Raw genomic sequence first — 13,903 nt, forward strand, 5'->3', positions numbered from 1 at the left:
CCGACCCTCGATGCGGACGGAGCGGTGGAGCGGCGGGGACACCGCCCGGTCGACTCACGCCAGCCAGTCGTCGGGCTTCGTGTCGTAGTCGACCTCGTCGGCGGCGATCCGCGCTTCGATCGCGTCGTCGAGGTCGTGTTCGGTGACCTCGCCGCCGTCGTACTGTAGCCGAACGCCGACCTCGGTCCCCTCCGGCTCCTCGCCCCGCCGCTTGGCCCGCCGGACCTCGCCGTCGTCGTACTCGACCCGGATCGTCGCGAGGTTCACCGGGCGACCCCACAGCTCGAAGACCCGTTTCAGCGTCGCTCGCGCGCGCTCCTCGTCGAGCGCGACGCCGTTGTACCGGTGGCCCAAGAGGAGTTCGCCGCGGTTCCGGAAGTTCCCGTCCAACACGACGACCGTCGGCTTCCCGAAGTTGGTGAACCGCAGGAGCAGCTTCCTCCGCACGTCGTCGGCGTCGACGCTGGCGACGCGGTGTTCCTCGGCGGCCCGGCTGTACTCGTAGGTGAAGTAGTTCCCCTCGCGGACGAACTCGTCCGTCAGGAACGCGTCGATGAACGTCACGTCGTTGTGGCTCTCGCGGACCTCGACCATCCGGTCCCAGCCGGCCGCGCGGTCGACGTCGGCGACCGCCGCCGCCACCGTCTCGTACCGGTCCACGTCGAACAGGTACCGCGCCTGCTCTTCGAGCGCCGCGCGCGAGACGTTCCGGAGCGCGCCGCGGTGTTCCGGCCGCGAGAGGACGTAGTGCCGCTCGGCCAGCCCCTCACGCGTGAGCAGCTTCCACGGGTACCGCTCGACGTCGATCCCGTCGTCTGCCTCGCTCTCACCGGCATCGGCGCCGGCCCCGCGCTCGTCCCGCGCGGACAGCGCGCGGTCGACCGCCTCGGCGTCCACGCGCGGGTCGCCGTCGGCGGCGAGTTCGGCGAGTTCGTCGAGCGTCGCCGGACCGGCGCCGGCGATCGCCGGATGGGGTTCGAGCAGGTCGGCGACCTCGTCGAGGTCGACCCGCGAGTGGAAGTTCTCCGGGGTCACTCCTTCGACGCGGAGCAGCTTGTCGAGGACCTCCCGGCGGGCGGCCCGCAGCTCCACGTGAGTCCACAGCTCGAACCCGAGCTTGTAGGGGTTGAGTCCGGGCGAGCCGAGCACCCGGGACATGTGGTCGGCGTACGTGAGGAACTCGTCGGGACCGGCGAACCCCTCGCCGCCCATCATGGTGGATTCCCAGTACGAGTTGTGGTTGATGAACCCAGCCCCCGCGTATCGGTGAGTTTCCTCCACGGAGATGTCGTACACGTCTCCGGTTCCCTCTTCGACACTTACGACTTCGTCAGTCCATTCCTCGATTTCGAACCACGCGAGTTCGTCGAGATACTTCTTGAGCGCTTTGTCCTTGGAGGAGTAACCGAACCCGATCTCCTCATGGAACCGATCGGCAGACTTGCCGGTCAAATGAACGTGGAAACAGCCGTCGGACTGTTCTCGACGACGTGAGAGGATATCGAAATTTGCCAACAGTAGCTGTACGACCTTCGAGACCGATTTACTCTTAGTGCTGAGAATCACTCCTTGGTCACCGGCGTATCCATCAGCGTCGAACAATCCTCGGAGGAATTCGCTCACAACTGGTTTCGGCGAGCGAAGGACGGGTTTTGGGACGATTTTATCGGCTGCGCCCGTTCGCAGATCGAACCACTCCGTGAGCAGCCGAACCAGATTCATGGAATAAATGTACGCCCGCCATCGCGATCCGTCTTCGGAGACGGTCGGAGAGACCCCGAATAGTTCGTCGGCCAATCCGGCGAACTCCTCGGCTTTGGCCTTTGAACCGGACGTAAATCCTACTTGGCCGGACGCTTTCGAAACGTGTCCGTCTCCGACCAGTAAACCGAGAAGGCGTCCGAGTTCCTCGGAAACCCGATCGGGAACGGCGATGATCTCGCTCTTCGCGACGATCTGGTTCTCCCCGTCGTACGACGTTAGTGCTCTCTCGATGGCCTCAGATCGTTCCGCACGCCCCGTCTTACGATAGCGCATAACGGTCCAGATCGAGACGCCTGCCTCGTCGGCTACGTCGTCAAGGGTAGTGTGTTCCGGATGCTGCCAATCGATATCGACGTAACTTGTCGACCAAAGGCCGCCTCCACCTGATATCTCGATCTCGTTACCTTTGGAGATATCCCGCATTTCAACCCATGAACCGTCCGGTTTCCGGACCCGGTGGCTTTCGGAACCGCGTAGTTCGAAGCCGCGTCGAGTCTCGATCGAAACGGTATCGTGATCCGCAATGACGTTGGAGTCGTAGGTGGCTCGTGCCCCGTTACCGTCGGATACGGTGGGGAGATCTTCGACGACTTCGCACATCGGAAGGAGCCCCTCCTCGGTAAAGACGGGAGTGTCGGGGGCGACACAGGCCCATCCCTCGTTCATGACCTTCGTTTGTTTCTGGCCTGCAAAATAATATGCCTCCTCGCGGACCGCGTCGATGACGGTCGTCTCCCACGGCTCGCGGTCGACCGCCTTGCCGCTCTCGGGGTCGTACCGCTTGCCGTGGTCGCGCAGGAACGCGAGCACGTCCGGCCGCGGCTCCTCGGGCTCGACCCCCTCGCCCCTCGCTTCGAGCCACTCGTCGTCGAACACGTCGCGACGCACCTCCTCGGAGAGGTCGAGGTCGTCGATCCGGGCTTCGATCGCCGCGAGCGGCTCGTCGTCCCCGTCGCTCACGTCGGCCGCGACGCCGGGCTCCTCGACCGACCGTGCGGCGTCGACCGGGCTGTGTTGGTCGATCGCGTCTTCGAGCGCGCTCACGGCGTCGATCAGCCGCTCGACCTCGTCGCGGTCGACGTCGGTCCGCGCCGCGATCGCGGCGATCCGGTCGGCGTTGCGCTCCAGCCGCGCCGCGGCGTTCGGGCCGTCCTCGCCGCGGTCGGCGTACAGGCCGAACCACTCGTTGTTCGCGAAGAAGTCGGCGTGCGCCTCCACGTGGGTGATGACGGCCTTCTGGTCGGCCGCCGAGTTCGACTCCTGGAGGAACGCGTGGGCCGGGTCGTCGTTGTTGACGATCTCGAACGCCTTCCCGAGCCCGTGACGGTCCAACTTCGACTGTCGCTCGTAGTTCATCCCCCACCGCCAGTGCGGGTACCGGCGCTGGAAGCCGCCGTAGGCGATCAGCTCGTTCATCTGGTCGTGGTCGACGACCCAGTAGCGGACCGGGTACGGCGCCAGTCCGAGCCGCTCCGCCAGCTCGCGGGCCTCACGCGCCGGCTCGTCGAGCGAGTCGGCCTCGCGTTTCGCCTCTATCCGGTCGTCCCTCACGGCCGCTCACCCCCGTCGGTCCGCCCGGCGGCCGCTCCGCCGCCCGCGCTCCCGGCCCCGTCGGACTCCCCGCCCGACTCCGTGCTGAGGATCTCGTAGATCGCGTCGGTCACGTCGGCCGGCTCCGAGACGCGCGCGACGGCGACGCCGTCGTCGCCGCGGAACGCGGCCTCGACCTCGTCGGCGTGGCGCGCGTTGGCCGCGCCGTCGCCGGGCTGCGTCTCCACGTAGGCGTGGAGGTTGGCGTCGATAGACTCCATCAGCGGGATCACGTTGTCAGTCGTGTCACTGCCGGCGTTCTCGGAGTCGCCGGCGGCGAACACGTACCGGTTCCACTCGCTGTACGGGTACTCCTCGACGATATCTTCGACCAGCTCGTACGCGCTTGAGATCCGGGTGCCGCCGCCGGACTGGATCCCGAAGAACTCCTCGCGGTCGACCTCCCACGCCTCGGCGTCGTGGACGACGTACCGGAACTCGGCGGCGTCGTACTTCCCCGTCAGGTACCAGTCCATCGGGGTGAACACGCGCTCGACGAGCTCGCGTTTCGTCTCCCGCATCGAGCCGGAGGCGTCGCGGACGTTGACCACGACGACGTTGCGCTCGCGCTTCTCGATCACCTCCGGGTGACGGAACCGCTCGTCCTCCCGGCGGAAGGGGACGCTGTCGAGGCCCTCGCGCCGGATACGGTGCGTGACGGGCTCGCGGTCGACCGCCTCGTCGAGCGCGTCGAAGCTCTCCCAGCGGTCGAGCGCCGCGATCGGCTCGCCGCGCTCCTCTGCCAGCGTCGCGGCCGCGTCCGTCACCCACGCCTTCGAGACCGGGATTCCCTCGCCGCGCGCCCACGCGAACACGTCGTCGGCGTCGGCGCCGTCGACGAACAGTCCCTCGCGGACGTACTCGCCGTCGAAGTCCGTCGCGAGGTGTCGCTTCAGCCCCCGCTTGAAGAACTCGTCCACGTCGAGGGTGCCGCGCGGCCCGGCCCGGGCGGTGTCGGTGAAGTCGCCCTCCACCTCCTCGACGACCCGCTTCCCCTTCGGTTCGAGGTCGAGCCCGAGCGCCTCGTCGAGCTCGCGGGCGAACTCCTCGGGGTCCATCTCGTAATACTCGTGGTCGCCCCCCTCCTCGCCCGGGTCGCCTTCCTCGTCGCCGTCGCCCGGCTCGGGGTCGACCGGCTGTCCGGGCTGCGGCTGCCCGTCGCCGCCCTGCCCCACGCCGCCGGCCGAGCGGCGGTCGTACTCGAAGGCGGGGAGGTCGACCAGCTTGATCGGGATCCGGACCCGGTCGGCCCCGGAGCCGCCGAGGTCGCCGTGGCTGATGAACTCGGCGAGGTCCTCCCGCCGATCCTCGCCCACCTCGCGGAACCGCTCGCGGTCCTCGGTCAGTCCCACGGGCTCTCACCCCCGTTCCGGTCCGGGCCGCCGTTCGCCCCCTCGTCGCCGGCGCGCTCGCCGTCGACGTCGGGCCACTCCTCGCGCACGTCCTCCATCACCGCGCGGCTCGTCAGCTCCGCGGACGCCGGGGTGTACCCACCCTCGCACAGCCGGTCGACGGTCGCCGACTTCACCCGTTCTGTCTCGGTGTCGGCCGGCGGGTCGGCCCACGCCGCCGGGTCGAGGTCCGGGAACCGCCGCTTCACGTCGGCGAGGTCGTTCGCGTCGATCACCGCCTTCAGCTCGGGCACCTCGGCGAGGTCGACCTCGTCGACGCTGAACGCGTCCCCGCGGTTGCGCCACGCGTACCGCGTGAGCCCGCGGATCACCCGTTCGCGCCGGAACCGCTCGACGTCGCGGCCGGGGTCCGTCCCCCGGTAGTCGCCCTCGTCGAACCGGCCGAGCGTCTCCGTCTCGAACACCTTCATCGCGAGCGGGTCCGGCGCCTCGTCCCCGCGCTCGCGCGCCGTCGGCTCTCGCGTCGTCGAGTCGCCGTCGTCCCAGGCGTACACGTGCTCGACGTACTCCGCGACGGTCTCCGTCGAGACCGTCTCCTCGGCGAGGATCGCGTCGACCACGTCCTCCCGCTGCCGCTCGCGGACCCGCGCGGCGACGGGTCCGCGCCGCCCCTCGAACTCGGCGACCTCGGCCCGCGAGAAGAGGGGGGCGTCGGCGAGCCCCTCCGCCATCGCGTCGAGCACGTCCGTCGGGGTGACGACGCGCTCGACGGGGAGCTCCGGGTGGCTCCGGTCGGACGTCGCCGCGAGCAGGTCGGCGATCGCGTCGCGGACGTAGGTGACCGGGATCCCGTTGCGGCCGTCCCCGTCGGCGACGGTCACGTCGTCGATCGTGACAGCCTCGTCGCCGCGACGGACCTCGCCGGTCTCGTACAGCTCCGCGGTCTCGATCAGGTCGAGGTCGCCCGGGAGGTCGTCGGCGTCGAGCCGCGTGACGACCGCGTACAGCGCCGCGGCGCCGATCGCGTGGGGCGCGAGCTCGCGCTCGACGACCGTCCCGTCCGACTCCCGGACCCCGATCGACAGCGGCGCCGCGCCGGGATCGCTCGCGTCGCCGGCGTCCCACCCGTCGGCGCTCGCGGCGGCGTCGCCGCCCCCGCTGGCCTCCGCGACTCCGTCGTCGCGACCCGCCGCCGCGATCGAGGTCGCGCCGGCGATCTCTCGACGCAACAGCCGCGCCTCCAGCCGGCGGTTCGTGAGGTACCGGAACTCGTGTTTCGAGAGCCGGCGCTTCAGGGCCTTCAGCGGGTCCGCGTCGCCGCGCTCGGCGTGCCGGTCCAGCTCCGCGTCGAGGTCGGGGTTCGAGATGACGATCAGCTGGGTGTCCAAGTCCATCCCGATCCCCTTGTCGAGCTTGACGCGGCGCTCGTCGGGGACGTTGAGCAGCCGCCGGAGCAGGTCCGCGTGCTGGCTCGCGTCCTCGACGACGGTCGCGACGCCGTTCCCCTGCGAGAGCACGCCGTCGTAGCTGAACGCCTGCGGGTTCTTCCGCCCGCGCGAGTCGAGTTCGCGGAGCATGCCGCCCATCCACGAGCCGACGAGCCGCTCCTTCGGCGTCCCGTCGTCCTCGGCGTGGAGGACGCCGACCCCTCGCCCCACGTCGACGACGTAGCTGGTCACCCGGAGATGGTCGCGGTCGGCGATCGCGGAGAACAGGTCGCGCCGCCCGCGCTCGCGGTAGACGGACTCCAAGTGGTCGTACGCCTCGCGGCTGAACGGGTCGAGCTCCGTGTCGGCGGCGATCGGGTACGCGTCGCCGTCGACGGCCGCCGCGATCGACTCCCGGACGGCCTCGGGGAACACCGACAGCGGGTGCGACTGGACCGGGCTGCGGTACCACTCGCCCGCGTCGCCGCCGTCGCCGTACGAGAGCGACGCTGCGCCCGTCCCGCCGACGCCCGCCCCGGCGCCGACGACGTTCCACTCGACGGTGTACCGTCGCCCCGCGTCGGTCTTCGAGAACGCGCGGAGCCCGTTGACGAGGCAGCGCTTGAACTCGGATTTCCCCGTCGCGGTGGGGCCGTCGATCCACACTATCGTCTCGTCGTTACCCCTCCCGGCCGCCGCCGCGCGGAGGTCGTCGACGAACGCGTTGAGCGCGCGGGTGTTGCCCAACACGGCGTGTTCGCCGTCGTTCGCGGGGTCGTCGAAGAAGCGGTAGCGGTCGAGCGCCTCGCCGCGCTCCCGGACTTCTCGGGTCCCGTACGACTCGACGGCCGCGAGGACGTACCCCGCGCCGGAGGCGGCCGCGGTCGGGTTCTCCAGCACGCGGTCGACGTAGTCTTCGAGGCTCATCGGCGGGTCGTACGCGCCCCGAAGCGTCTCGTCCGCCGCGGCGACGAACCCCTCGCCGCCGTCGGGACGAGTGCGGTCGCTCATCGCTCCCCGTCCTCGATCTCCGAGCGCGCGACGGCCGCGCCCGCGTACTCCAACACCTCGGCGGCGCCGTCCTCGGAGTAGCCGCGGTCGACGAGGGCCGAAACCCACGCGCTCCGGTCCTCGTCGTCGAGGTCGGTCGCGGACACCAGCGCCGAGAAGTTGATGTTGTGCTTTTTGTCCTCCCACAGCTTGCGTTCGAGGGCGCGGCGGAGCCGGTCGTTCTCCTGCGGGTCGAAGCCGCGCCCCTCGCGGGCGCGCCGCGAGACCCAGTTCGACACCTCCTGCCGGAAGTCGTCCTTGCGGTCGGAGGGGACGTCGAGCTGCTCTTCGACCGCGCGCAGGAACGTCTCGTCCGGCTCGGTCTCGCGGCCGGTGAGCTCGTCGTCGACGGTGTCGTCGTCGATGTACGCCATCACGTGGTCCATGTACTTCTCGCCCTGCCGGCGGAGCTCGTCCACGTCGTACGCCAACGCGTGGCGCACGTCTTCGATGGCGCGCTCGCGGTACTCCTCGCGGACCCGGTCGAGCAGCCGCTCGTAGCGGTCGAGGTCGTCGGCCGCGATCGACCCGTGACCGCCGAGATTCGCCTCGAAGTGGTCGAACACCGACAGCGGCGAGAGGTGGCTCCGGTCGCGGTGGGTGGCGTCCATGATCGCCTCGGCGATCTCGTCGCCGACGAACCGCGCCGAGATCCCGTCCATCCCCTCGCCGACGTCGGCGGACTCGGCGGCGTCCTCGCGGAGCTTCCGCGCGTCGATCTCCTCGTCTTCGAGCTCGCCGTTGTACACCTTCGCCTTCTCCAACAGGCTCACCGTCCCGTCGGTCGGCTCCTCCAGCCGGGTGAGCACGCCGAAGAGGCCCGCCATCTCCAGCGCGTGCGGCTCGACGTGGACGTTCGGCACGTCGGCGTTGGCGAGCATCTTCTCGTAGATCTTCGCCTCGCTCTCGTACTCCAACACGTACGGGTAGTCGATCCGTTTGGTGCGGTCGTTGAACGCCTCCATCTTCTCGTCGCCGGTCTTCTCGCGGTACTCCGGCATGTTCGTCCGGCCGACGATCACCTGGTCGATGTCGATCCGCGGGTTGTTCTTCGGCTTGATCGTCGACTCCTGAGAGGCGTGGAGGAAGTCGTAGAGGAACTCCCGCTGGAGTTTCAGGAGTTCCTCGCCGGAGAACAGCCCCCGGTTCGCGTTGCAGAACGCGCCGGCGTAGTCGAACGCGCGCGTGTCGGACTCGCCGTACACCGCGAGCTTCGCGTAGTTGACGTCGCCGGTGAGCTCCGTCTCGTCCTGGTTCTTCTTGTCCTTCGGCTCGAACGTCTCGATGCACTCTCGCCGGTTCTCGTCGGCGACCAGCCGCACGACCTCGACGTGTTCGTCGAGGACGCGCTGAAGGTCGTCGTCGTAGTGCGCGAGCAGTTCGTTCAGGTAGAACTCCGAGGCGGGGTCGGGGTGCTGTTCGTTCCGCAGCGTGTAGGGCGCGTCGAGCCGCTCGTTGAGGTCGTCGATCACCGCCTGTCGCTGCGGTTTCGGGAGCAGGACGAGCGGGTCCTGACTCATCGGCGAGCGGACCGTGTCGTCGTCCGGGTCCTGGTCGTCGATCACCGAACAGAGGTCGACCCAGCGGAAGGTGTACATCCGACCCGCGTCCTCGCGGGTGTACGCCTCGAAGTAGCGGCGGACGAGCCAGTCGAAGTGCGACTTCCCGGAGCCGACCGGTCCCAACAGGAGCTTGATCCGCTTCTCGGGGCCGAGCCCCCGGGCGCCGGACTTCACCTTGTTGACGAACTCGTGGATCGCCTCGTGAACCTCGCGGCCGTAGAAGACGTTTTCGCCGTCGTGGAGCGGGTCCTCGGCGGCGAGCGCGTACTCGACGACGCCGTGTTCCTCGTCGTAGTCGGTCCCGTAGTGGTCGAACATGTCCGCGACGCGCTGGTGGGCGTTCCGCGCGATCGTCGGGTCGTCGTACAGCGCGTCGAGGTACCAGTCGAACGAGCGCGCCGCTCTGAGGTCGTCGGGGACCTCCGTCCGGTACTCCTCGCTGAGCCGTTCGAGCGTGTGTCGGTCTGCCATCGTATCATGTTTACCCGGAGGGCGGACGGCGTCGCCGGCGATCGGCGCGACGGTCGGAGCCGCCGCTCTCCGTGCGCGTGTCAACAGCTCGTCGAACCGCGAGCAGCGTGTCGTCGGGGTGCGCGTCGGTGCCGGTGATCGCCTCGCCCGTATCCGAGGCTATATATGTGGGAGTGATTGCCACGGATAAGTATGTCGCCAGTTGACACACGACAGTATCGATCCGGAACCGCCGCGGTCGTCGGATCGCCCCCGTTCGGTGACGGTCCGTCGGTCGCTGTTATGCCCGGCTCGTGAGATCCACGACGGCGGTGACGCCGCGAGCCCCGCGGATCGCTCGCGCGCGCCGACCGAGGGGCGGTCCGGCGCGCCGAGAACCGGAAATCTCGCCCCCGGAACGCACCCTTTTGCGGGACGCCACCGCAGCACGGGTGTGACGTTCAGCATCTGCGTCCGCGAGCGGTACACCGACGAGGACGGCGGCGACCAGATCCGGTTCGGCGTGGCGGTGACCACTCGCCTGCCGGGCGTGGGCACGCTCTGCCCGTTCGCCTCGTCGGACGGCGCGGTGGCGACCCAGTCGCTCGTCAACGTCGAGTTGGGCCGGAAGGGGATCGAGTACCTCGGCGACGGGCTCGCCGTCGACGACGCGTTAGAGGCCCTCCTGAACGCCGACGAGGGGAGCGCGCAGCGCCAGCTCCACGGCGTCGACGCCGACGGGACGTTCGCGTTCTCCGGCGACGAGTGTAACGACTGGTACGGTCACCGCGAGGGGCAAAACTACACCGTCGCGGGCAACCTCCTAACCGGCGAGGACGTGATCGAGGACACTGCGGCCGCCTACGAGTCGGACGCGCACGGCGGCGCGCCCCTCGCCGAGCGGCTGATCGACGCCCTCGCCGCGGGCCACGCCGCGGGCGGCGACAAGCGCGAGGACCTCGAGGTCCAGTCCGCGGCGCTGCTCGTCCGGAACACGGAGGACGAGGCGGACGACCCCTACTACAACGACCTCCGAGTCGACGCGAGCGAGACGCCGGTGGCGGACCTCCGCGAGACGTACGAGATCGCGAAGCGCGGCTACGAGACGATCCTAGCGAAGTACGCCGAAGAGGAGGAAGAGACGGCCGACGGCGAGGAGGGCGGCGACGTCGACGGGGAGTAGCGACCTCCTACACCGTTAGCCGCGCGAGGATCGGCAGGTGGTCCGAGGGGTACCGTCCGCGGTCGTCTCGGTCCGCGAGCGTCGCGAACGCCTCGACGGCGAGCTCGGGCGAGACGAGCGCGTGGTCGATCCGCCGCCCGTCGATGAGGCGGGCGAAGTCGGTGAGGCTCGTCTCCGGTCCGTGCCGGAGGTCGGCGGCGGCCGCGGCGTCGCGGAGCGCGATCCCGTCGTCGGCCGGCTTCTCGGTGGTTCGCCCGTCGCGCTCCGGGTCGTCGCCGACGAGAATTCGATGAGGGGCCGACCCCGGCGTACAGTTGAGATCGCCGACGAGGGCGACCGGGAGCGTCTCGGTGCGCCCGTCTCCGTCCCCGTCCGCGCCCGCTATCTCCGGGACCCGTTCGCGGAGCAGCCGGGCGGCCTCGCGGCGCGCGGTCGCGCTCACGTGGTCGAAGTGCGTGTTGACGACGAGGAGCTCCAGTTCCTTCTCGCGAGCGCGCACGCGCGCCCATGTCGCGATTCTGGGGTAGGACGCGTCCCATCCGGTCGACGGCTCGTCCGGGCTCTCGGAGAGCCAGAACGTGTCGCTCGCGGCGACCGTCCAGCGGTCGCCTCGGACCGCGATCGGACACCCCTCGCCCTCGCCGCCGGCCTCGCGGCCCCGGCCGACGAACTCGTACGCCGGGAGCCGCTCGCGGAGGTCGTCGCGCTGCTCGGGCAGCGGCTCCTGAAACGCAGCGACGTCCGGCCGGTGAAAGCCGACGAGGCGTCCGACACCGTCTCGGCGGTCGTGCCAGGCGTCGTGGTGGTCGCCGCGGTTGGCGTAGCGGACGTTGTAGCTCAGCACCCGAATCGCGGTCATCACGTCGGCCGTCGCGGCCGAGGTGATTAAAAGGCGCGGAGCGGGGACGCTGAAGCCGGTGGCGCCCAGACCGCCCGGCTGTAGGACGATCTCGGGTCCAGTTATATATGCGCGAGAGACACGAATACCACCGAAGCCCCAGTCGCTCGGCTGTACGTAGCTGCTTATAGATCGTTGATCGACAGGGACACTTCCGAAGCCCCAGTCGCGAGGCGGGCAGACGCTCGCTGTGCTCCTCGTCGCTCACTGCGTTCGCTCCTGCGGTGCTTACATCGCCTCTGCCCGCCTCGCGACTGCCCCTTCGAGTCCCGCCCCGCACCGCGACCGCACCTCACGCCTCCCCAGCCTCGCGGTTCGCGCTCTCCGAGCGCTCACCGCGTCCCTCGCGTGTGCTGCTCGGCCGCGGGGCGGCCTCGCAGGCACGCGCCACCGCATCGTAGTTATAAATAGCGTCGCAGAACGGGGCTCGCCGTCGCTCGGGATCAGACCGAGAACTCGTAGAGGTCGTCGCCGACGTGGTGGATCGACTCGACCACCTTCCCGCTGTCGCCGACCATATCGTCGCCGTCGACCATCGCGCGGCCCACCGCCAGCACCTTGCCGTGCGTCTCCTCGGCGATCACGACCAGGTCCCCCTCGCGGATCGACGCGTCCGCCTCGACGATCCCCGGGCGCATCACGTCGGCGCCGTCGGAGACGAAGGAGATGGCGCCCGAATCGACCGTGACGACGCCGGTCTCCGGCTCGTAGTCGTTCGCGCCGCGGACGGTGAGGAACGGCTCGTCCTCGTCGACGTAGAAGACGGCCGGCTCGCCGTCGACCAAGACGAGCTCGTAGCCGGCGTCGACGAACTCCACGAACTCGAAGGTGTCCCCGTCGACGTCGACTCCGAGGTGGTCGGCGACCGCCTCGCGGATCGCCGCGATCTCGTCGCTCCGGAGGTGGTGCCGCGATTTCACTTCCATGGCCGTCCCGTCGACCGCTCGGCCGATAAATGGACCGCTCCGCGGCGTGGCTCCCGGCAATCGGTTCGGGACGACACCCTCCGGTCTCGCTCTCGTCCCGTTGGACCGATCAAAACGGTCTTAATCCACCTCTCCATATCGTCTCGTATGCTCAACCTCGTGAACCCGCCGGCGATCGTCCTCGCCGCGGTCGCGACGCTGCTCATCGTCCTCGTCACCTCGGTGCGGGGGACGGGGTGGGAGCCCACGACCGACATCGCCGACGAAGTGCTCGAACACCGCGCGTCCGCGGTCCCCGAGACGGAGTTCCCGGAGCCGGGCAACCGCGCGGTCGGCGGCGGTGGCGGCGGCGGCGCCATCCCGGCCGGCGGTGCGGAGGGCGAGGAGGGCGAACTCGAAGAGGGCGGCACCGTCAGCTCCGGCCCCGGAGACATCCCCGAAGACGAGGTGGAGTACTTCGAGGTCGAGTTCGTCAAGCAGGGCGAGACGATCGAGCTCTCGAACGACGAGCCCATCCTCGAACAGGGCGAAGACGAGGGGTGGGACCTCCCGTACGCATGCCGTCAGGGCCAGTGCGTCTCCTGTGCCGGCCACATCACCGACGGCCCCTCCGAGGACTTCGTCGAACACGACAACCAGCAGATGCTCGACGAGGCCGAGATCGACGACGGCTACACGCTCACCTGCGTCGCCTACCCGCGCGACTCCTTCAGCATCGAGACCGGCGAGGCGCCGTAGCGTCGCCCGCGTTCGCCCTCTCGCCTTCTTCCTTCCCCGCATTCTTCTCTCCCCGCATTCTTCCTTCCCCGCGTTCTTCCTTCCTCGCCTTCTCCCGCTCGCGTCCGCTCGCGACATCCTTTTTCCCGCGTCGCTCCAACCGCTCGTATGTCCGTTACCACGGCGCTCGTCGCCGGCGGCGGCGGCGTCGCCGTCGCGCTGATCGCCGCGCTCGTCTACCGCGACGCGACCCGCGTCGGCGTCGACCTCGGCACGCCGGCGACGTGGGGCGCCCTCGTCGTCCTCACCGGCGGCGCCAGCGTCGTCACCCTGATCCTCGTCCCCGACGCCCCCCTCCCCGGCGTCCTCGTGTTGACCGCGCTCGGCCCGCTCCTATACCTCCTCGAACGCGACGACTCGATGAACGGCGACGACGCGGCCGATCCCACGCGGCTCCCCAGCCAGTCCGGTGAGTCGGCGGACAGGAGCGACGAGGGGGATCGATAGCGGTTTCATCTGCTTTCATCCCGTCTCATCGACGATGACACAGTTCCTTTCCGCTCGCGAGTCGGCTCCTAAACCGCAACTTTCCATACGGTCGGGAGCGAACGGGAGGTAATGAGCGACGAGAGCGACGAGAGCCTCGCGGACCGGGTCGAGCGGTGGATGGTCGGACAGATGCCGATCATCCAGATGCACGGCGGCACGAGCGTCGTGCGCGAGGCGGACCCCGAGAGCGGCGAGGTCGTCGTCGAGCTCGGCGGCACCTGCTCGGGCTGCGGCATCTCGAACATCACCGCCGACAACATCCGCCGCGACCTCATCATGGACTTCGAGGAGGTCGACGACGTCACCGTCCGGACCGCCTCCTCCGGTGACAACGGGGCGTCCACCGTCGAGGGCGGCCGCGGCGGCGAGCTCCGCCACGAGACCGAGTCCGCGAACCACTTCTGAACGAGACGGGCCGACCCCGCCCCGCCCTCC

General features: G+C 69.4%; 10 protein-coding genes. 4 read left to right on the plus strand and 6 right to left on the minus strand.

Annotation, left to right across the window (positions count from 1 at the left end; all coding sequences use genetic code 11):
- Window positions 1-54: 54 nt before the first annotated feature.
- The 4 genes from EXE46_RS17385 to EXE46_RS07890 are packed head-to-tail and all read right to left on the minus strand — an operon-like array spanning window position 55 to window position 9,216.
- Window positions 55-3,315: a SpoVR family protein gene (locus EXE46_RS17385; RefSeq protein ID WP_137687875.1), complete on the minus strand. Its 3,261-nt coding sequence runs from the start codon at window positions 3,313-3,315 to the stop codon at window positions 55-57.
- Window positions 3,312-4,706 carry a DUF444 family protein gene (locus EXE46_RS07880; RefSeq protein ID WP_137687876.1) on the minus strand — a complete coding sequence of 465 codons (1,395 nt, stop codon included), beginning with the start codon at window positions 4,704-4,706 and terminating at the stop codon, window positions 3,312-3,314. Before EXE46_RS07880 ends, EXE46_RS17385 begins: the two co-directional genes overlap by 4 nt.
- Window positions 4,697-7,144, minus strand: coding sequence for a kinase anchor protein (locus EXE46_RS07885; RefSeq protein WP_137687877.1), 2,448 nt, complete (start codon window positions 7,142-7,144; stop codon window positions 4,697-4,699). Before EXE46_RS07885 ends, EXE46_RS07880 begins: the two co-directional genes overlap by 10 nt.
- A complete protein-coding gene (locus EXE46_RS07890; protein WP_137687878.1) occupies window positions 7,141-9,216 on the minus strand; it encodes a PrkA family serine protein kinase in 2,076 nt (691 codons plus the stop codon). The genes EXE46_RS07885 and EXE46_RS07890 overlap by 4 nt, the downstream gene beginning before the upstream one ends.
- Before the next feature lie 433 nt (window positions 9,217-9,649).
- Between EXE46_RS07890 and EXE46_RS07895 the strand changes: the two genes are divergently transcribed.
- Complete coding sequence (locus EXE46_RS07895; RefSeq protein WP_137687879.1) at window positions 9,650-10,378, plus strand: DUF1028 domain-containing protein; 729 nt, start codon at window positions 9,650-9,652, stop codon at window positions 10,376-10,378.
- Window positions 10,379-10,385: 7 nt separating this feature from the next.
- Here EXE46_RS07895 and EXE46_RS07900 read toward each other — a convergent pair whose 3' ends face one another.
- On the minus strand, window positions 10,386-11,237 hold the full coding sequence (locus tag EXE46_RS07900; protein ID WP_137687880.1) for an endonuclease/exonuclease/phosphatase family protein: 852 nt from the start codon (window positions 11,235-11,237) through the stop codon (window positions 10,386-10,388).
- Between the two features lie 482 nt (window positions 11,238-11,719).
- A complete protein-coding gene (locus EXE46_RS07905; RefSeq protein WP_137687881.1) occupies window positions 11,720-12,202 on the minus strand; it encodes an RNA-binding protein in 483 nt (160 codons plus the stop codon).
- 147 nt (window positions 12,203-12,349) lie between these two features.
- Between EXE46_RS07905 and EXE46_RS07910 the strand changes: the two genes are divergently transcribed.
- The 3 genes from EXE46_RS07910 (at window position 12,350) to EXE46_RS07920 (ending at window position 13,873) form a co-directional block, all read left to right on the plus strand.
- On the plus strand, window positions 12,350-12,940 hold the full coding sequence (locus EXE46_RS07910) for a 2Fe-2S iron-sulfur cluster-binding protein (protein WP_137687882.1): 591 nt from the start codon (window positions 12,350-12,352) through the stop codon (window positions 12,938-12,940).
- 147 nt (window positions 12,941-13,087) lie between these two features.
- On the plus strand, window positions 13,088-13,426 hold the full coding sequence (locus tag EXE46_RS07915) for a hypothetical protein (protein ID WP_137687883.1): 339 nt from the start codon (window positions 13,088-13,090) through the stop codon (window positions 13,424-13,426).
- A 111-nt stretch (window positions 13,427-13,537) separates the two neighbouring features.
- The gene (locus EXE46_RS07920) at window positions 13,538-13,873 is read left to right on the plus strand and encodes a NifU family protein (RefSeq protein ID WP_137687884.1); all 336 of its coding nucleotides are present in this window, start codon (window positions 13,538-13,540) and stop codon (window positions 13,871-13,873) included.
- Window positions 13,874-13,903 lie beyond the last annotated feature (30 nt).

Source organism: Halorubrum sp. GN11_10-6_MGM (genome assembly GCF_005435165.1).
Classification (GTDB): domain Archaea; phylum Halobacteriota; class Halobacteria; order Halobacteriales; family Haloferacaceae; genus Halorubrum.

Excerpts from the sequence above, each read along its gene's own strand:
- EXE46_RS07915 (WP_137687883.1), top strand. The coding sequence starts at position 13,088 with ATGTCCGTTACCACGGCGCTCGTCGCCGGCGGCGGCGGCGTCGCCGTC.
- EXE46_RS07900 (WP_137687880.1), bottom strand. The coding sequence starts at position 11,237 with ATGACCGCGATTCGGGTGCTGAGCTACAACGTCCGCTACGCCAACCGC.
- EXE46_RS07910 (WP_137687882.1), top strand. The coding sequence starts at position 12,350 with ATGCTCAACCTCGTGAACCCGCCGGCGATCGTCCTCGCCGCGGTCGCG.
- EXE46_RS07920 (WP_137687884.1), top strand. The coding sequence starts at position 13,538 with ATGAGCGACGAGAGCGACGAGAGCCTCGCGGACCGGGTCGAGCGGTGG.
- EXE46_RS07885 (WP_137687877.1), bottom strand. The coding sequence starts at position 7,144 with ATGAGCGACCGCACTCGTCCCGACGGCGGCGAGGGGTTCGTCGCCGCG.
- EXE46_RS07890 (WP_137687878.1), bottom strand. The coding sequence starts at position 9,216 with ATGGCAGACCGACACACGCTCGAACGGCTCAGCGAGGAGTACCGGACG.
- EXE46_RS07905 (WP_137687881.1), bottom strand. The coding sequence starts at position 12,202 with ATGGAAGTGAAATCGCGGCACCACCTCCGGAGCGACGAGATCGCGGCG.